The 17,916-nt window shown below is 70.5% G+C and carries 13 protein-coding genes; 5 read left to right on the forward strand and 8 right to left on the reverse strand.

The genetic code is table 11. The features are described from left to right. Positions 1-26: 26 nt before the first annotated feature. Complete coding sequence (locus OWM54_RS13350) at positions 27-2,717, reverse strand: amidohydrolase family protein (protein ID WP_267697757.1); 2,691 nt, start codon at positions 2,715-2,717, stop codon at positions 27-29. 128 nt (positions 2,718-2,845) lie between these two features. Between OWM54_RS13350 and OWM54_RS13355 the strand changes: the two genes are divergently transcribed. Continuing rightward, the gene (locus tag OWM54_RS13355) at positions 2,846-4,210 is read left to right on the forward strand and encodes a sigma 54-interacting transcriptional regulator (RefSeq protein WP_248542174.1); all 1,365 of its coding nucleotides are present in this window, start codon (positions 2,846-2,848) and stop codon (positions 4,208-4,210) included. 5 nt (positions 4,211-4,215) lie between these two features. On the opposite strand, the gene OWM54_RS13360 is transcribed toward OWM54_RS13355, so the two are convergent. Further along, the gene (locus tag OWM54_RS13360; protein WP_267697758.1) at positions 4,216-5,034 is read right to left on the reverse strand and encodes a M15 family metallopeptidase; all 819 of its coding nucleotides are present in this window, start codon (positions 5,032-5,034) and stop codon (positions 4,216-4,218) included. Between the two features lie 138 nt (positions 5,035-5,172). Here OWM54_RS13360 and OWM54_RS13365 point away from each other — a divergent pair, with 138 nt between their 5' ends. Next, a complete protein-coding gene (locus OWM54_RS13365) occupies positions 5,173-5,817 on the forward strand; it encodes a DUF3332 domain-containing protein (protein ID WP_141328777.1) in 645 nt (214 codons plus the stop codon). A gap of 252 nt (positions 5,818-6,069) precedes the next feature. Here OWM54_RS13365 and OWM54_RS13370 read toward each other — a convergent pair whose 3' ends face one another. Together OWM54_RS13370 and OWM54_RS13375 are read right to left on the reverse strand one after the other, a co-directional pair. Next, positions 6,070-6,621: a hypothetical protein gene (locus tag OWM54_RS13370; protein ID WP_141328779.1), complete on the reverse strand. Its 552-nt coding sequence runs from the start codon at positions 6,619-6,621 to the stop codon at positions 6,070-6,072. After that, complete coding sequence (locus tag OWM54_RS13375) at positions 6,618-7,985, reverse strand: hypothetical protein (protein ID WP_223746360.1); 1,368 nt, start codon at positions 7,983-7,985, stop codon at positions 6,618-6,620. The genes OWM54_RS13370 and OWM54_RS13375 overlap by 4 nt, the downstream gene beginning before the upstream one ends. A 137-nt stretch (positions 7,986-8,122) precedes the next feature. Between OWM54_RS13375 and OWM54_RS13380 the strand changes: the two genes are divergently transcribed. Both OWM54_RS13380 and OWM54_RS13385 read left to right on the forward strand, forming a co-directional pair. Then, entirely contained in the window at positions 8,123-8,776 is a 654-nt protein-coding gene (locus OWM54_RS13380) for a gluconate 2-dehydrogenase subunit 3 family protein (protein ID WP_223746359.1), read from the forward strand. Then, positions 8,773-10,443, forward strand: a complete 1,671-nt coding sequence (locus tag OWM54_RS13385; protein WP_267697759.1) for a GMC family oxidoreductase — start codon at positions 8,773-8,775, stop codon at positions 10,441-10,443. The genes OWM54_RS13380 and OWM54_RS13385 overlap by 4 nt, the downstream gene beginning before the upstream one ends. On the opposite strand, the gene OWM54_RS13390 is transcribed toward OWM54_RS13385, so the two are convergent. Then, on the reverse strand, positions 10,440-10,928 hold the full coding sequence (locus OWM54_RS13390; RefSeq protein ID WP_223746357.1) for a hypothetical protein: 489 nt from the start codon (positions 10,926-10,928) through the stop codon (positions 10,440-10,442). The genes OWM54_RS13385 and OWM54_RS13390 overlap by 4 nt on opposite strands. Before the next feature lie 48 nt (positions 10,929-10,976). On the opposite strand from OWM54_RS13390, the gene OWM54_RS13395 reads away from it, so the two are divergent. After that, complete coding sequence (locus OWM54_RS13395) at positions 10,977-11,423, forward strand: hypothetical protein (RefSeq protein ID WP_223746356.1); 447 nt, start codon at positions 10,977-10,979, stop codon at positions 11,421-11,423. A gap of 316 nt (positions 11,424-11,739) precedes the next feature. On the opposite strand, the gene OWM54_RS13400 is transcribed toward OWM54_RS13395, so the two are convergent. From OWM54_RS13400 to mtsD, 3 genes are read right to left on the reverse strand one after another with little or no spacing between them, the layout of a single operon-like run. Further along, positions 11,740-14,166 carry a hypothetical protein gene (locus tag OWM54_RS13400; RefSeq protein ID WP_267697760.1) on the reverse strand — a complete coding sequence of 809 codons (2,427 nt, stop codon included), beginning with the start codon at positions 14,164-14,166 and terminating at the stop codon, positions 11,740-11,742. A 14-nt stretch (positions 14,167-14,180) separates the two neighbouring features. Further along, positions 14,181-15,929 carry a VWA domain-containing protein gene (locus tag OWM54_RS13405; protein WP_223746354.1) on the reverse strand — a complete coding sequence of 583 codons (1,749 nt, stop codon included), beginning with the start codon at positions 15,927-15,929 and terminating at the stop codon, positions 14,181-14,183. After that, positions 15,926-17,914, reverse strand: a complete 1,989-nt coding sequence (gene mtsD / locus OWM54_RS13410; RefSeq protein WP_223746353.1) for a cell-cell cohesion protein MtsD — start codon at positions 17,912-17,914, stop codon at positions 15,926-15,928. The genes OWM54_RS13405 and mtsD overlap by 4 nt, the downstream gene beginning before the upstream one ends. Positions 17,915-17,916 lie beyond the last annotated feature (2 nt).

Genomic DNA, 17,916 nt, shown 5'->3' on the forward strand with positions numbered 1-17,916 from the left:
TGGTTAATTTCAGCGAACGTCCCGCGCTACTTCGCGGGCAGCGCGCGGTGCTTCTCGAAGAGCGCCTGCTGACGGCTGACGAGCGGCACCTGCCGTCCCGCCAGCCACATGCCCAAAGGCCGCGTGGCCGACTCCAGCGGGTCTCCGTTCCACAGCACCACGTCCGCCGTCGCTCCCGGGGCGAGCCGCCCCACCGGCAGCTCGAGCGCGTCCGCGACGTTCGACGTCATCGCCTTGAGCGCCTCGGTGTGCGGCAGGCCCCAGGCCACCGCGTTGCCCGCCTCCTGCGCCAGCGTGCGCACCATGCCGGGCTCGCCCAGCACGGAGAACAGCACCTTCACGCCCGCCGCGCCCAGCAGCGCCGACGCGTCCAGCCGGCTGTTGAGCCGGTCGAAGTCCAGGGGCAGGTTCTGCGTGGGCTGCAGGATCACCGGCACCTTCGCGTCCGCCAGCTCCTTCGCCACCAGCCACGCCTCGCTGGCGCCCGCGATGACGAGCTTGAGGTTGTACTCGCGCGCGAGCGTCAGCGCCGCCCGGATGTCCGACGCCTTCTGCGCCACCATCACCACCGGCAGCTTGCCCGCGAGCACCGGCTGCAGCGCCTCCAGGTCCAGCCGGCTCGCGCCCACGTCGCGCATGCGCCGCTGCTCGAAGTCACCCTTGCGCCGGCCATACTCGCGCGCGTCCGACAGCACCTCGCGCAGCCGCTCCAGCACCAGCGCCCGCGAGCCCGACACCGCGTCCCGCCCGCCGATGCCCAGGTGGATGTGCATCGCCAGGGGCGTGCGTCGAACCGCGCCGTCCGTCGACACGAGCGCGCTCTGTCCCGAGATGAGCCCGCCGTGCTGCACCGTCAGCGCGCTGGTGACACCGCCCAACCGCGCCACCGCGAACGCGGCGGACACGGGGTTGACGTCCTCCGCGGACACCAGCGCCGCGCGCACGTCGCGCTTGTTCGCCTCGCCGCGCAGCCCGTCGTCCTGAGTCGACACCTCCGCGCCCACCTCCACCAGTCCGAGCTGTGTGAGCGGATCCACCAGGCCCGGCGTCAGCACGCGGCCCTTGCCGTCCACCGTGCGGCACCCCGAAGGCACCGCGCCGCCCTCGCCCTGCTGGCGCACGCTCGCGACCTTGCCGCCGTTCACCACCACCGTGGCGCCCTTCACCCAGGCGGCGCCCGTGAAGGCCGTCACACCCTGGAACACGGTGCAGGCCTCGGTGCCCAGCGCCAGGGGCTGCGCGCACTCGCGCGTCTTCGTCACGTCGCAGCGCTCGGTGAGGCCCAAGTCGGTCAGCGACGGCACCGGCGCGGACGCGGCCACCAGCTTCGCCGGGCCCTGGGCCATCTCGCCCACCTCGAAGTCGCTCGCCTCCACCGCGCCCGAGCCCGCGTCGAACGTCACCACGCCGTCCGCCCACACCCGCTGGGCCCGCGCGTAGACGCTCAGCGGGTGGCCCTTCCACAGCACCACGTCCGCCATCTTCCCTGGCTCCAGCGAGCCGGTGACACCCTCCACGCCCATCACCCACGCGGCGTTCAGCGTCACCCAGCGCAGCGCCTCCTCCTCCGGAATCGGGATGCCCGACTCGCGCGCGCGCCACATCGCCTTGCCGGCCTCCTGGTTCAGCCGCTGGATGCCATAGGCGGAGTCCGAGTGGATGACGGCCTTGCCGCCCGCCTGCGACAGCAGGCCCGCGTTCTCCGGGATGCCGTCCCACGCCTCCAGCTTGAAGCCCCACCAGTCCGCCCACGTCGCCACCGCCACGCCCTTGGCGGCCAGGCTGTCGCGGACCTTGTAGGCCTCCAGCGCGTGGTGGAAGGCGCGGATGGTGTAGCCCGCCTCCTGGGCCACCTGGAGCATCACCTCCATCTCGTCCGCGCGGTAGCAGTGGTTCTGCACCAGGATGTTGCCGCGCAGCACCTCCGCGAGCGTCTCCAGCTTCAAATCACGCATCGGCTCCGGACCCGCCTCGTCCGGGCTCTTCTCCTTCTTCTTCGTCCACTCGTCCCGCTTGGCCATGTAGTCGCGGGCCTGGGCGAAGGCCTGTCGGTAGCCGGCCACGTTGGCCATGCGGGTGGCGGGCGCCATGTTGCGCCCCGCGCCGTAGACGCGCCGGGGGTTCTCGCCACACGCCATCTTCAGCGAGTCCTTCGCCCCCGGGAAGCGCACCTCCGCCGCCGAGCGGCCGAAGTGCAGCTTCACCGGGAAGCCCCGGCCGCCAATCAGGTTGGCGCTGCCCGGCAGCACCAGCAGGGACGTGACGCCGCCCGCCGCGGCGCGGCGAAGCCCGGGGTCCTGCGGCCAGAACGAGTGCTCCGCGGAGACCTCCGCCGTCACCGGCGCGGTGGCCTCGTTGCCGTCCGAGTTGGAGAAGGAGTCGGGCGACGCATAGACGCCCAGGTGGCTGTGGGCGTCGATGATGCCCGGGGTGACGTAGAGGCCGGTGCCGTCCACCTCCTCGGCGCCCGGGGGGCTCGTGACCTCGGCGTTGCGTCCCACCGCCGTCAGCTTTCCATCCACCCAGGCCACCGCGCCGTCCTCGATGGCCGGGCCGGAGGCGGGCAGCACCGTGGCGTGGCGCACCACCACCGCGCGCGTCTGCTTCCAGACACGCGTGGCCCCGGGGGGCGCCTCGGCGGGGGTGGTGGGGGTGGGAGCCCGCGGCACGGTGGCGCAGGCGGAGGCCAGCAGCAGGAGCAGGGAGGAGGAGCGCATAGGGGTGGCCCGTCGTATCACGGCCCCCTGGGGCTCCAACCATGCCCGGTCGCCTGGAGGGCGGCCTGAACCCCACCCGACAGGAAGTCACCTCGCGACGAGAAGCCGTCTAGAATCCCCGCCCGGTCATGCCCCCTCTGCCCCCAGCCCCCATCCCCTCGCACACCGTCATCAACGCGCGAGGCCAGGGTGAGCGACTCTCCGCGCAGCAATTCCACCTCGTCCTCCTCGACACCGAGCGCGCCGGCACCGTCTTTCCGCTCGCCAACGAAGCGCTGCGCGTCGGCAAAGCGGCCGACAACGACGTCGTCATCGACCACCCCACGGTGAGCCGCAACCACCTGGTGGTGCGCCGCCAGGGTGACCGCTTCCTCGTCCAGGACCTGGGCTCCACCAACGGCACCTTCCTGGACGGCGCCCAGGTGCGCGAGGCGTACCTGCGGCCCGGCGCGCTGCTCGAGGTGGGCGATGTCCGCCTGCGCTTCAGCCCCCAGCTGGCCCCCGTGCAGGTGGAGCCCACGCTGGAGGACCGGCTGGGAGATCTGGTGGGCCGCAGCCTGCCGATGCGGCAGATCTTCGCCCTGCTCCAGCGCATCGCCCCCACGGACTCGACGCTGTTGCTCGTGGGTGAGACGGGCTCCGGCAAGGGCGCCGCCGCCAAGGCCATCCACAAGTTGAGCCCGCGCGCGCCCGGGCCGCTCGTCGTCTTTGACTGCGCCAGCGTCTCCGACTCGCTCATCGAGAGCGAGCTGTTCGGCCACGAGAAGGGCGCCTTCACCGGCGCCGTCAGCCAGCGCATCGGCTGTCTGGAGCGCGCCAACGGCGGCACGCTGTTCCTCGACGAAATCGACGACCTGGCGCTGGACCTCCAGCCCAAGCTGTTGCGCGCGATTGAGGACCGCGAGTTCCGTCGGCTCGGCGCCTCCACGCCCATCTCGTTCGACGCGCGCATCGTCGTCGCGAGCAAGAAGGACCTCTGGGCCGAGACGCAGGCGGGCCGCTTCCGCGAGGACCTCTACTTCCGCCTCTCCGTGTTCACCGTCAGCCTGCCGCCCTTGAGAGACCGCAAGGAGGACATCCCCCTGCTGGTGGACGCCTTCGCGGGCGAGGGCCTGTGGCTGCGGCTGCCGGAGAAGATTCGCGAGCAGTTCAACGGACACACCTGGCCGGGCAACGTGCGCGAGCTGCGCAACGCGCTCGAGCGCGCGCGGCACATGGTGGACATCCCGGAGCTGGCCGGGGACGCGCTGCTGCGCGAGTTCACCCGCGAGGCCCCCGCCCCCGCCGGCGACTTCCTGCCCGCCGAGTTCACCGGCCCGTTCAAGGTGTGCAAGGACGAGCTCATCCGCGCCTTCGAGCGCGAGTACCTCACGCGCCTGCTGGGCCGCGCCAAGGGCAACATCGCCCGCGCCGCTCGCGAGGCGGAGCTGGACCGCAAGCACCTCTACTCGCTGCTGCACAAGTACGGGCTGGTGCAGAGCGAGGGCGACTGACCTCGTCACCGGGCCGGAGCACACGCGGCGTCGAGCAGCTCCGGCCGGTACTCGAAGTGCATCGTGTCGTAGTGGTACCAGCGGCCTCCCCAGATGAAGCCCTCCGCCTCGAACGCGTCCACGAGGGCCTGGGGGATGGAGTTGCGCCAGCGCACGGGATTGCGGGGCTTCTGCCATTCCCAGTAGTGCGAGCGCGCGACGTTGAGGTCGATGGAGACGCCGTACGCGTGGGCGCTGCGTCGGTTCGTGTTGGCGATGTTGCGCCAGACGAACGTGCCGCCCACGCCCTGGAGATAGGGCTTGAGCGAGGCCTGCTTCGCCACGAGTGACGCCAGCCGGGCGCTGACGCGCTCGAAGGCGGGCGCCACCTTGCGGTTCACCTTCAAGCGCTGGCCCAGGAAGTCGATGGGGATGACGTCCACCTGCTCCCGGGCAGCGCCGTAGGTGGCCTCGAACAGCGGCTCGAAGCGGATGCGCCCGGGGTCTTCGTCCTCGCGGGTCACCGGGGTGATGGGCCCCTTTCGATAGGGAATGGACAGCGTGTCCTCCAGGTCCGGGGCCTCCAGCTTGCGGGCGAACGACTTCGTCTGTCCGTCGTCGAACGGGAAGGAGCGTCCGTCGGGCAGCAAGAAGCCCCAGCCCGAGTCGAGTCGCACGGGCGTGAGCGCCGGATACCACCGGGCCAGACACACGAGCGCGGCGGGTGGCGCATCGGCCTCACGGGGCTGTGCGCGCGTCTCGGCGTCGACGGGCTCGGCGGCGTGCACCGGCAGGGACAGGAGCCACGCGACGAAGGCTTTCGATGACAGACGCGGGGAAGGCATCCCCCGCATCCTCGCACCTCGGAGGGCTGGGAAGTGCTGTCCATCGGATGAAGCCACGAACACGGTGTGCCGGGGAAAACCGACGTGGCATGGTGCGTCTGCCTTCGCAGTCCTTCCATCCCCCCAGGAGGGTTCACGATGAAGCGTCCGTCTCCCTGGCTCGCCGTGCTGTGCGCCGGTTTCATCTCGATGCACGCGACCGGGTGCTTCGGCAGTTTCAAGCTCACGCAGAAAATCTGGCAGTTCAACAAGAACATCTCGGGCGAGAAGTTCGTGCAGTGGCTGATGTTCCTCGTGCTCGTCATCGTGCCCGTGTACCAACTGGGCTCGCTCATCGACGCGCTCATCATCAACAGCATCGAGTTCTGGAGCGGCAACAACCCCGTGTCCAGCGTGGACGGCGAGGACGACGGCACCCGCGTGGTGCGCCTGAGCCCCACGGACGTGCTGCGCATGTCGCGCGACGCCCAGAGCGGCGTGATGCGGCTGGAGCTGGAGCGCGAGGGCCAGGAGCCCGTCATCCGCCACTTCGAGCCGCTGGAGAACGGCATGGCGGTGCGCGACGACGCGGGCGCCCTGCTGGTCCGCGCCGAGGGCGCCGCGGACGGCACGGTGGCGGTGACGGACGCCGCGGGCCAGACGCTGACGGTGCACGCCAGCGAGGCCCTGGCGCTCGCGCGGCGCATCTACGAGGAGGGCGGCGCCACGGCGCTCGCCCGCCACACCGTGGACCAGGCCCGCGTGTCCCAGGGGCTCGCGCTCAACACCTGCGCGGCGCACTGACGGGGCTCCGCGAGCAGCGCGCCCGGCGGGCCCTCCCGCACGCTGACGGAGGGCTCGCGCCAGGCGCTGGCGCGGCGGCGGCGCTCCTCAGGGCCGACGCGCCGACCCCGAGACGCGCGGAGGGTTCGCGCCAGGCGCTGGCGCGGCGGCGGCGCTCCTCGGGGCCGACGCGCCGACTTGAGACGCGCGAGCGGACCGCGCCCCTCGCGCGAGGCGACGCCCGAGCCTCCGGGCGTCGCCTCCGCCTCGGTCCTACGGAGGCGTACCCGCGTCGAGCGGCTCGCCCTCTTCCGGCCCGAAGCCCGCGTCGCGCGCCTCGGAGGAGAACGTCCCCTCCAGGCTGCGACCGGCGCCGTAGCCCTCGCCCTTCTTGAAGGACATGGAGAAGTCCCCGCGCGTCTGCTCGCCGGGGTTGCCTCCCGACTCCAGTTGCAGGTCCCCCTTCTCCACCGGCGCGAAGACACGCGCCGGCTCGCCCGCGTTGAGGTGCACCACCGTGGCGCGCGCCACGCCCGACGGCGTCGTGCCCGCCAGGTTCACCTTCGCGCCAGGCCGCAGGTCCAACCCCTCCGTGGACACGGTGAGCCGCACCACCAGGTCCACGTCCAGGTCGTTGTTGCGGAAGTAGCTCACCTGCAGCGCCTCCGCGTTGCGGAGGATCTCCACCCGCGACACCTCGAGCGGGAACAGCTCCGACACGCTGCCGGACAATGAATTGTCCGGACGCGCGCACGCGAGCATCCCCGCGCCCGAGACCACACCCGAGAGCGTCAGCGCCGCGAGGGCGCGGACCGCGCTCCTCATTGCTCCACCGCCAGACGCAGGACACCCTTCTTGGACGGCGCCATCACCGGCAGGCGGTACAGCACCACGCGCTTGCCCGTGGACAGGTACGCGAGCTTTGGAGACCACGCGCCGTCCTCGTCCACCACCGTCTCACGCCAGATGCCGCCGATGCGCGTGCTGATGAGGAGCCGGTCCTCCGTCGGGTTGCAGCCCGTGTCGTTGTTCCCCGACTCCGACGAGCAGAAGTAGTGCGCGATGGAGGGCTCGTGGTTGATGGGGTCGAACGCGAGCGACGGATACCAGCCACCCGTGCCACGGCCGAACACCGGGTCCGGCGTGGACCACTCCCCCTTCGTGTTGCAGCTCGTCGCGGTGGGGCTCGGGCAGTCCAGGTACAGCAGCACGTCGCCGCGGGACGAGGAGCCGCGGTTCTGCACGGCGATGCCGAAGCCCTGCTCCGGGTCGAACGCCATGGAGGGCCCCAGCTGCGTGTTGCCGATGCTCTCCGCCGTGGCGACCTCCACCGGAGCGCTCCACGCCACGCCATCCGCGGCGCGCCGCTGGAACACGATTCCGGCGCCCGTCGCCTGCGCGCCCTCCTTCACGTAGTCGTGCACCACCGCCGGCTGCGCGCCCGCCATGATGAGCCCGATGTGTCCGCCGTAGCCCGCCTTGGTGTCACCCGACGCCGCCACCATGCGGAACGCCCAGCTGGACGGGGGACCGCCGCTCGCCAGCTCCAGGTCCGCCGACTCCCAGTCCTGGCGCCCGAAGTTGCCGTTGTGCCCGTCGCGATACGCGATGAGCGCCTGGCTGCCCGAGAACACGATGGACGAGTTGAGCCCCACCAGGAAGCCCACGTCGCTCAGCGGGTTGTTGATGGCCGCCGCGTTGGAGCGCGTGGCGACGATGCTCTCCGTCCACACGCCCGCCGCCGAGCGGTAGGACACCGCCAGGTCGCTCTGCAGCCAGAACGTGGAGTTGTCGCGTCCGCCGCCCAGGTACGACACCGCCGGCTGGCCGTTCGCGCCGAAGGCCACCGACACGCCGTACACCCGCTGCACGGTGGCAATCTTCTCCACGGGCCCGAGCACGCCCGCGTCGAACTCGCGGTAGCGCAGGTCGTAGTTCGTCTCGCTCCCCGTCGCCGTCCCGTTGTTCACGAAGTACACCATGCCGATGCGGTCGTTCGGCCCCACCGCCATGGCGATGTTGGAGATGGGATTGAACTCGCTCGCGTCCGCGTCCACCTCCAGCTTGGTGAAGGTCTCCGTCGTTCCCCCGCCGCCATCCGGCCGGCCCGCGTCCGGGTTGTCCGGCTTCGAGTCCTTGCCGCAGCCCATCGCCAGCGCCAATCCCAGTGCCCAGGCATGACGTCTCATCTTGGTCTCCTTGCGTTTCCGGCCGTGCACAACGTTGCGTCGCATCCTAGTTCACCCACGCACCCGAGGGAGCAGACGAGCAGCGCGCATCCAGACACGCGCCAGGCACGCCCCCGCTGGGTTACGCTTCCGCGCCTATGTCCCGTGCGCGTCCTGCTCGTCGGCGCCTGACCCGGCGCTCCTTCATCCAGCGGCTGAGCTTCCTCGGCGGAGGCGTGGTGTTGCTGGGGCCCCTGGCCTGCAAGCGCTCCTCCGAGGAGCCCAAGCCCGCGAAGGACCCCGGCCCGCTGGGCACCACCTCCGGAGGGCGGCAGACGCACACCTTCTCCGCCTTCGAGTTCGCCGTCGTGGCCGCCGCCACCGAGCGCATCCTCCCCAAGGACGAGGACCCGGGCGCGCTCGACGCGGACGTGCCCGTCTACATCGACCGCATCCTCCAGACACCCTCGATGCAGCCCATGCGCGAGGACTTCATGTCGGGGCTGGCCGCGCTGGAGCACCGCTCGCAGCGAATGTTCCAGAAGGGCTTCGCGTCGCTCACGCCCGCGCAGCAGGACGAGCTGCTCACGCTCTTCAAGGACAGCCCGCCCAGGAGCGGCGAGGCGCACTTCCTGGAGCTGCTCACCGTGCTGACGCTGGAGGGCTTCCTGGGAGACCCGTCCTACGGCGGCAACAAGGGCAAGGTGGGCTGGAGGCTGATGGGCTTCGACACGGTGGGCACCGTGGCGATGGCGCCCCCCGAGGGCTACGACGGCCCGAAGTGCCTGCGCGAGTGCGGGGTTCACAAGTGAGCCTGCCCCCGGTGGATGTCTGCATCATCGGCAGCGGCGCGGGCGGCGCGCCCATGGCGCTGGAGCTGGGCCGCGCGGGCTTCAAGGTGGTGGTGCTGGAGAAGGGGCCGCACTACCGGCCGCAGGACTTCGTCCACGACGAAATCCTCAACAGCCGCCGCAACTTCTTCATGCCGCTGCCCTGGGAGGAGCCGCACCTGGTGCGCAAGGGCGCCCAAGGGAAGTACGAGCGCAGCACCGCGGCGTGGACCGCCAACTGCGTGGGCGGCGGCACCGTGCACATGAGCGGCTTCTTCTACCGCCTCAAGCCGGTGGACTTCCGGCTGCGCACCACGCTGGGCGCGGTGCCGGGCAGCACGCTCGCCGACTGGCCCATCTCCTACGAGGAGCTGGCGCCCTTCTACGACAAGGCCGAGGCGGAGCTGGGCGTGTCCGGACAGGCCGTGCCCCACCCCTTCGCCGAGCCCCGGAGCGGCCCCTTTCCGCTGCCCCCGCTGGACGTGCACCCGGTGGCGTCGGAAATCGACAAGGTCTGCCAGGCCATGGGCTGGCACTCGATTCCCACCGCGCGCGGCATCATCAGCCGCCCGTACAAGGGCCGCGCGCCGTGCGCGTACTGCGCGCTGTGCGGCAGCTACGGCTGCGAGATGGGCGCCAAGAGCGGCACCAACGCCAGCCTCATCCCCGCCGCCGTCGCCACCGGCAACGTCCAGGTGCGCCCCGGCTGCATGGCGCGCACGGTGGAGGTGGACAAGAAGGGGCGCGCCAAGAGCGTCGTCTACCTGGACGCGGACGGCGTGGCCCAGGAGCAGCCCGCCAAGGTCGTCGTCGTGTCCGCCACCGCGGTGGAGAGCGCGCGGCTCCTGCTCAACTCCACGTCCAGGCGCTTCACGCGGGGCCTGGCCAACGGCAACGGCCTGGTGGGGCGGAACCTCATCTTCAGCTCCTTCGGTGAGTCCCAGGCGACGTTCCGGCAGTCGAAGCAGGCGGAAAGGCGCCCGTGGCTGAAGGACCCTGGGCCCTTCGTCAACCGCAGCCTCCAGGACTTCTACCTGATGCCCGACGCGCGCTTCGGCTTCCGCAAGGGCGGCACCCTGGGCTTCATGTGGACGCACCCCAATCCCATCCACGCGGCGTCGGGGCTGGCGGGCAGCGGCGCGTCCGCCGTCTTCGGCAAGGAGCTCAAGGACCGCATGCGCGCGTACCGCGACTCGCGCGTCCTGCTGTTCGAGGTCTACGCGGAGTACCTCCCCACGCAGGGCAGCTACGTGAGCGTGGAGGGCGACGTGAAGGACAAGCACGGCATCCCCGTGGCCGCCATCACCGTGGAGCGCCACCCCATGGACCTGGCGGCGACGCGCTTCCTGGTCGAGCGCGGCGAGGAGGTGCTCTTGCGGCTGGAGCCGGACTCGCTCGAGCGCAAGAGCGTCGCCGGCGAGACGACCATCCTCCAGCACGGCACCTGCCGCTTCGGCGACGACCCGGCCGAGTCCGTGCTGGACCGGAACTGCCGCGCGCACGAGGTGGACAACCTCTACGTCGTGGACGGCAGCTTCATGCCCACCGGCGGCAGCGTGCCCTCCACGCTGACCATCGCCGCCAACAGCTTCCGGGTGGCCAGCCACCTGGTGCGCACGCTGAAGCAAGGCGTCTCCTCCGGCGGCTAGCGATTGCGCAGGGGCGTCACGTCCACCTTCACGGCGTAGCGCGCCTGCATGTCGGACTCGAACTCGATGAGGTGGTCTCCCACGCCGGTGAGTTCCGCCTCGCGCGTGAAGACGCTGAACTTCTCCATCGAGTCGAGCACCGCGCGGCCGTCCGCCGCGGTCCGGATGCGCGCCCGACAGCCCTCCTCGTGGAAGATGACCACCGTCTCCTCGCCCGCCGCGGTGACCTCATCCAGGTAGAAGCTCACCTTGATGTGAGACGCCTCCGGCACCTGGACGATGAACTGGCTGCGGCCGGGGAAGCGACCCTCCGAATAGCCTTCCTCGCCCAGGATGCAGCCGGCGACGCGGCCACACACGGGCCATGACTCATCACACACATCCTTCACACGCGGACCGATGAAGTCGTCGCGAGTGTCTCCGCATCCCACCGCCAGCAACGTGAGCAGGAATGCACCGACGCTCTGGGCCTTACGACAGAACACTGTTACAACATTCATCATCATCGACCCTCTAGCGAGGAGTGAACGTCCATGCGACTGCACACCCCGTGGCTCCCCATTCTCTTCTTCTCACTCGCCGCCTGCGGCGAAGGCGCCGAGGAAATCCCCAAGGCCCCGCAGCTCATCTCGGACCGCGACGAGATGGCTTTCGACCAGGAGTTCCGCTCCGGAACCTACGTCGGAACCACGGGCTTCAACTCCGTCCAGGTGAAGAACATGGGCGAGGATACGCTGGATGTCTCCAGCATCGCCCTCTCCGGTCCGAATGTCTTCACGATGAAGGTCTCCAAGGACGGCCAGGACCTCAATCCCCAGGAGGCCTTCCAGGTGAAGTCCAAGGAGCGCTTCTTCGTCGAGGTGGCGTTCCGCCCCCGCGAGGCCCAGCAGTATCAGGGCGCGCTGGTCATCAAGTCGAACGCGGCGAACCTCCCCGAGAAGAGCATCACGCTCAACGGGCTGGGCATCGCGCCTCCCTGAGACACGTTGGACGAAGCGATGACGGGCGGCCCTGACCGCCCCATCCACCCTGGCGCCGTGCGGTCGACTGCCCGCCAGGGTTTGCGCCACGAGGCCCTGCCCGCGGCCTCGCGCGAGCGCCCCCGTTGCAATGACTTGCATGCCGACCGCGTCGGCATCCCGACGGCGGACGCACGAGTCGTTCCGGACGACCCCTTCATGGCCAGACACGGCTTGCTCGCGTGGGGGGAGACCTTGTCCCGGTGGGAGCCGCGCCCGCCGGACACGACGGCCCGGGAGCGCCCACCCGAAGGCGGGCCCCCGCCCCCCACGACGCTCAAGGCTGACGCGTGAAGACACAGCCACCACTCAGCGGAGCCACGCCGCCATCCGGGTCCGTGCCCGCATCCGCGGGTCCCGGGCACTGCGTGGTGACACCGCCATCCCGCGTATAGGATTGCGGGTAGTCCGCGTAGCCGGTGCGCAGCGTGTAGCCCACCTGCTCGTAGGAGTTGCGCTCGGACGCGGAGACATCCACGCGCATCTTCCCGCCGCGCACGAAGCGTCCCTCCAGGCAACCGCAGGCATACGGCGCCAGGGTGACGACGGTGGAGTTGGGCCGCTCCTCCAGCGTGTACAGCGGCTGCAGGGTGCTGGCCGAAGCACCCGCCGGCGTGTGCCAGGCCCTCAGCGCATCCGAGCGGTAGCCCAGCGTGAGCCCCTGGTTGCGGCTGCCCGCGCGCACCACCGCGCAGTTCTCGATGCCCGCGTCCGGCGTCGCCGGGGCGTCGCCGTCGCAGAACGTCAAATCCAGCGCGAGCCCGTGCGCGGTGCCACCGTCTGGTGACTTCGCCACCTCCCACTGCACCAGCCACGCGCGGTCCTCCGGCGCGGGCACGGCGGGAAGCGTGAACAGGTACGAGTCCACGTCGGAAGGCACCGCGTCGTAGTCCATGGGGCCGCGCACGCCGCGGCCGTTCACCCGGTCGTCACCGCTGCGCAGCCGGCCGTAGCCGTGGGACAGCCTGCCGGAGACGCTGTACTCCGCGGTGTCCGGCGGCGCGGGGAACGCGGTGGTGGAGGCCATGGCCTTGGTCACCACCTGCTCGACGCCGCCCGAATAGCGCCCCTGCTCGTCCGCGTCCTCCTCGCGCCACGTCACCACCAGGTCGTAGTCCTTGTCGTCCGCCCAGCCCACGCCGTTGTCCTGAACGTTGAAGAGGTAGCGCTTCTCCCCGGTGAATGCCGGCACCGGGATGACGCCCCGGAAGTTGCTCAGGTTCACGAAGCGCGGGTTCTCCGACACCTCCTCGCGCAGCGAGTGCAGGCACATGGGCGCCGGCAAGTCCGTGCGCCGGCAGTAGTCCTGCACCAGCGGGGCGATGTCCGGGTTCTCCCCGTAGCCCTTGGGGCACTCGGTGCTGTCGTTGACGCACGCGGTGCGCCAGTCCTCGATGGTGGCGCCCTTGGACACCAGCGTGAAGACGAGCACCTGACGGTCCGGGATGTCCGGCAGCGGCGGGAAGCGGCCCCCCTCGCTCTTGGGGACCAGGTGGTAGTGCAGCCGCGTGGGCGCGGCGGTGGCGGGCAGCCTCACCTCGTACCAGTCCTCGTCGCCGATGTAGCCCAGGCGCCCCGTGAAGGTCGTCGTCGCGCCCGAGGGAATCGTCGTGGCCAGGTCCTGCGCCGGAGCGGTCAGCCCGCGCGCCAGCGCGTCCGCCACCTTGTCGTTGCCCACGACCACGCCGTCCACCACCCGCGAGTCCTGTGCGTCGGCCTCGTCCAGCACCCGGACGTCCACCTGATAGGCCTGCTGGATGTCACCCGACGCGGTGTCCCGGTCGCTGATGCCACGGTAGCCGCGCACCACCAGCATCCACTTGCCGCCGTACTTCGCCTCCTTCACCTTGCGCGCCGTGGCCAGCACGCCGGGGCGCACGCTCGGGCGCACCTGGTCCTCGTCCTCCTTCTCCTCCTTCACGAGGAAGCCGGGACGCAAGAGCTGGTACGACAGCCGCCAGTTGGGCACGAAGCCCTGGTCCGGCGCGGTGAGGCCCACGTAGAGGACCTTCCCCTGCGGCACGTCGAAGGTGAAGCGGTCCACGTCGTTGTCCGTGGCCAGGTAGCCGGTGGCCGTGCCCGTGAGCCCCCCGCCCGCCGACGTCAGCGCCACCGGCGTGGCGGCCGCCATGGCGTCGTTGGGCTCGTTGGTGTCCGGGTTCTCGGTGATTCGCGCCGTCAGCCGGTAGGGGCTGCGCGCATCGAACTTGGGCTGGGAGACGACGTCCGGCGAGTCCTGCACCAGCACCAGCAGCGTCTTGCCCGCCAGGTCCGCGCGCAGGGGCAGCACCATGTCCACCGGCTTGGGCGCGCCCTGGCCGTGCTTGTCGTCCTTCTTCGCGAGCGCCGCCTCCTTGCCGTCCGGCAGCGTCTCCAGCACGGTGAGCGACAGCTGCACCGCGGTGCTGGAGGCCACGTAGACGCCGTTGAGGTTGAGCAGCGTGCGCGCGGTGGTGTTGGCGGGCAGCACGATGCGGTACCAGTCCTGGTCACCCTCGCGCTGCGGGCCCTCCTTCGCCAGGAAGCGCTCCAGCGTCTCACCGGGCTTGAGCTCGCACTCGTCCAGCGTCAGCGCCTCCTCGCGGCTGTTGCAGACATCCACCACCGCCACGGTGCCGGCGTCCTCCTTGTCATCACCCTTGGAGGAGCAGGCGGCGGCGAGGGCGAGCAGCGCGAGCGACAGCAGTCGGGCTTGGGTCTTCATGGCAGCGTCGTTTCTCACGGCGTCGGGAGGGTGACGTCGGGACGGCCGGGGCAGCCGTCGACGAAGTCCTCGGGATTCACGCGGATGATGCCGTCGGCGGGGGACTTGATGCCCCCCACCGGGTAGCGCACGTGGTTCACCCGGAAGGTGCGCACCTGCGTGCGCGCGGTCGGGTCGTCGGCGGGCACCATGGCCACCGACAAGGCGATGTCGTTGTAGCCGGCGCCCCGCACCACCACGCCCGCGTCGTCCGCGGAGGCGATGGTGGGCGCCAACAGCACGTTGTCCACGCGCAGCGTGTAGCACTGCCGGCCCAGCTCGTCCGGTGGGCCGTCAGCCTCGAAGGAGTAGCGGTAGCCCTCCGCCGCCAGGTTCGCGGTGTCCACCACCAGCGGGCGGGTGTGCAGGCGCAGCTCGGCGCGGCTCGACAGCCCGTCGTTGTCCGGGTCCTCGTCCAGGTCGTCGCTGGCGCCCTGGGTGCCGCCGCGCCACTCGATTCCGTCGGGCACGCCGTCGCGGTCGCTGTCGGCCAGCGTCGCGTTGGTGCCGATGAACTGCTCGTCGCAGTCGAGCAGGCCGTCACAGTCCGAGTCCGACGCGCGCAGGAGCGGCGGGCAGCCCTTGTCCAGGCCACCGCCGTCCGGGTCCGCCACCTGCGTGGGGTCGAAGTCCACGCCGCGGTCTCGGAAGTACACCTCCACGCCGTCGCTGAAGCCGTCGCCGTCGGTGTCCACGCGGTTGGGGTCCGTGCCCTCCTCCCGCTCGCGCGCGTCCGACAGCCCGTCGCCGTCCGTGTCCGCCTCGTCGAAGGGGCTGCCCGGCGGCGAGGAGAAGTTCGTCGCGATGACCTCCTTCACGATGAACGTCCGGCGCACCTGCCCGAAGCTGAAGTCCAGGAAGTTGATGGGCTCGTTGTTGCGGAAGTCGCGGAAGTTGCCGCCGCCCAGCGCCGCCATCTTCTCCAGCCGGTCCGAGTTCTGGTTGATGATGAGCAGCGGGCAGCCGCCGTCGCCCGACAAATCACACACCGACGACACCGGCTGCGTGGGGTTGAAGACGTGCACGGTGTTGACGCGCACGTCCTCCACCAGGTCCCGCAGCTGGCGGATGCGCACCACCGCGTCACCCTGCAGCAGCTCGTCGTCCTGGTCCGTGGTGGGCCGACCATCGGACAGGAAGAGGACCGAGTAGCGCGCCTGGGCCAGCGCCTGCGCGCCGCCCGGCTCCAGCCGGCTGCGCGCGATGTCCGTGTTGATGAGCGAGTAGATGTCCGACAGCGGCTTGACGAAGTCCGTCGAGTCGCGGTTCGGGGAGTTGTCCGGGTTGCGGAAGGTGAGCAGCTGCTCGGTGAGCTGGCGCATCCGCGCGTCGTCGAAGCTGGCCACCTGCACGAAGCCGTCCTGCGGCGGGCTGCCCGGCGTCTGGGTGAGGAACGCCGTGGTGCTGCCGGCGAAGAGCACCACCGCCAGGTGGACCTCCGGGTCCCTGGGCAGGTTTTCGATCAGCTCCACCAGCGCGGTGGCGCGGGTGCCGTCCGGGTCGCTGACGCGCATGGACTGCGAGGCGTCCATGGCGACCACCAGCTTGATGGGCCGCACCACCTCGTTGGAGCCCGTGCTGCAGAAGCGGCCCTGGATGGACACCGAGCGGTCCACGGGGACCTCCACGTCGCGGCGCGGGTCATACAGATACGAGTCGGTGCAGGCCACCGTCACCGCCACCGCGACCACCAGCCCCGCCAGGATACGTGCGGCCACACTCACGGAAGCAGACCTCCCTGCTGGCCCGAGGGCGGCGCGCCCACGCACCGGCCCTGGCTGTCCCAGGGATTGCTCAATTCCGTGGGCACCATGAAGTTGTCGTTCGTCAACGTCAGCTCCGGCCCCACCGGCACGCGCACGCTGGGCGGCGAGTACTGGGACCACGCGCAGGCCGCGCGCCACACGCCGTAGTCGGTGGCCACGCCGCTCTCCGGCGCCTCCGCGAACCACAGCTTGAACAGGTTGAAGCCCTGCTTGGTGCCCGGCCGGTCCGGCGTGGCGACCATCTGGAGGTTCGAGACGGTGTAGTCGTAGCAGATGCTCCCGTTGGGGAGGACCTCGGCGATGCGCGTCTCGTACTGGAAGCCGTTCTTCTCGAAGAAGGCCCTGTCGCGCCGCGTGGGGTCCGTGCCCGCGCGCAGCTCCACCTCGTCCGGCAGGCCGTCACCGTCCGTGTCCAGCCCCGCCACGCTGGGCTCCAGCGGGTTCAGGCCCCAGCGCGCCTCGATGCTGTCAGGGATGCCGTCGCCGTCGCTGTCGACGATGGTCTCGCGCGTGCGCAGGTAGGCCTCGGCGAACTGGGAGAGCCCGTCACCGTCCGTGTCGCGGCACGTGCAGCGCGGCGTCAGCGGCGAGTTCGGGTTGCAGCCGCGCGCGTCCAAATCGTTGGCGGCCCTGAAGCCCTGGTCCTCGCGGCGGTGCTCGAAGCCGTCGTCCAGGCAGTCGCTGTCACTGTCGGAGGTGAAGGGGTGGGTCTTCAGCGTGAAGGAGTTGTCCACGTCGTCCGGCACGCCGTCGCCGTCGCTGTCGATGACGCGTCCATCCAGTCCGGGCGAGGAGCTCAGCGGCTCCACCAGCAGCGTCTTCATCACGTTGCGCGACGCGAAGGACGAGTAGTCCAGCGCGCCCAGGCCCAGGTTGGAGATTTCGGCCGTGTCGTTGAACTCCTGGTAGACGCCGTTGCCCATGTCCGCGAAGCGCTTGAGCAGCCAGGAGGCGATCTTCTTGGCGGCCTCCGGGTACTGGGCCTGCGGTACGCCGGGGTAGATGCCGTAGATCTCCTGGCAGATGGGGCCGCACGCGCGCACCGCCTCCTGGTTGAAGAGCAGCACCGTGTGCATGCGCACGTCGCCGACGTTGTACTGGTCCTTGAGCTCCATCAGCCGGCGCACGTAGCTGAAGAGCTGGTAGTTCTGGTTGCGGTCCGTGCCGATTTCGAACCCGTCGATCTGGTCCGTGGTGTTCGTGGCGTTGCAGAAGCTCACGATGGAGTCCGCCCACGTCAGGTCCGGGTTGTCCGGATTGGCGTACACGCTGAGGTTGTCGGTGGCCGAGCAGCGCGGGTACGGCGTGCCGTCCGTGAGGAAGACGACGACGTAGCGGGTGCGCGGCAGCACCTCCGGGTTGGACAGGGCCACGGCGTTGATGTCGCTGGCGATGAGGCTGTACGCGTACGACAGCGCGCCCTGGTAGTCGGTGCCCTTGCCCAGCTGGCTCTGCAGGCCGTCGATGTAGCTGTCGATGTTGGTGTCGGGCCGGGCGAAGCGGTTGCCCGTCGTGGCCGGCGGCCAGACGTTGCGCACGTTCGTCTCGAAGGGGGCCACGGACACCTGCACGTTGCCGCCCGCCGCGTTGACCTGACGGAACTGGTTCACCAGGCGCTTGAGGGCCCGCACGCGCGCGGGCTCGGTGACGCCCGGCGGGATGATGGCCTGCACCTCGGCGCGCTGACAGAAGCCGCTGTCGGTCTGCGCGCCCGGCGGGTCGCTGATGCACATGCTGCCCGACTCGTCGATGACCACCACCACCTTCACCGGGAAGCCGGAGGGGTTGGGCGGGCGCGTGCACACGCGCCCCTGGAGCATCACGCGGTCATCGACGTGGGTCTGCTGCTCCGTCCGGGGCTCCAACATGGAGTCGGTACAGGACAACAGCCCCGTGGCCAGGAGGCCCGCCATCAGCAGCGGGAGTCGGACAAGGCGACGCATGC

Source organism: Myxococcus sp. MISCRS1 (assembly GCF_026626605.1).
Lineage (GTDB): Bacteria > Myxococcota > Myxococcia > Myxococcales > Myxococcaceae > Myxococcus > Myxococcus fulvus.

Excerpts from the sequence above, each read along its gene's own strand:
- OWM54_RS13350 (WP_267697757.1), bottom strand. The coding sequence starts at position 2,717 with ATGCGCTCCTCCTCCCTGCTCCTGCTGCTGGCCTCCGCCTGCGCCACC.
- OWM54_RS13355 (WP_248542174.1), top strand. The coding sequence starts at position 2,846 with ATGCCCCCTCTGCCCCCAGCCCCCATCCCCTCGCACACCGTCATCAAC.
- OWM54_RS13360 (WP_267697758.1), bottom strand. The coding sequence starts at position 5,034 with ATGCCTTCCCCGCGTCTGTCATCGAAAGCCTTCGTCGCGTGGCTCCTG.
- OWM54_RS13365 (WP_141328777.1), top strand. The coding sequence starts at position 5,173 with ATGAAGCGTCCGTCTCCCTGGCTCGCCGTGCTGTGCGCCGGTTTCATC.
- OWM54_RS13370 (WP_141328779.1), bottom strand. The coding sequence starts at position 6,621 with ATGAGGAGCGCGGTCCGCGCCCTCGCGGCGCTGACGCTCTCGGGTGTG.
- OWM54_RS13375 (WP_223746360.1), bottom strand. The coding sequence starts at position 7,985 with ATGAGACGTCATGCCTGGGCACTGGGATTGGCGCTGGCGATGGGCTGC.
- OWM54_RS13380 (WP_223746359.1), top strand. The coding sequence starts at position 8,123 with ATGTCCCGTGCGCGTCCTGCTCGTCGGCGCCTGACCCGGCGCTCCTTC.
- OWM54_RS13395 (WP_223746356.1), top strand. The coding sequence starts at position 10,977 with ATGCGACTGCACACCCCGTGGCTCCCCATTCTCTTCTTCTCACTCGCC.
- OWM54_RS13400 (WP_267697760.1), bottom strand. The coding sequence starts at position 14,166 with ATGAAGACCCAAGCCCGACTGCTGTCGCTCGCGCTGCTCGCCCTCGCC.
- mtsD (WP_223746353.1), bottom strand. The coding sequence starts at position 17,914 with ATGCGTCGCCTTGTCCGACTCCCGCTGCTGATGGCGGGCCTCCTGGCC.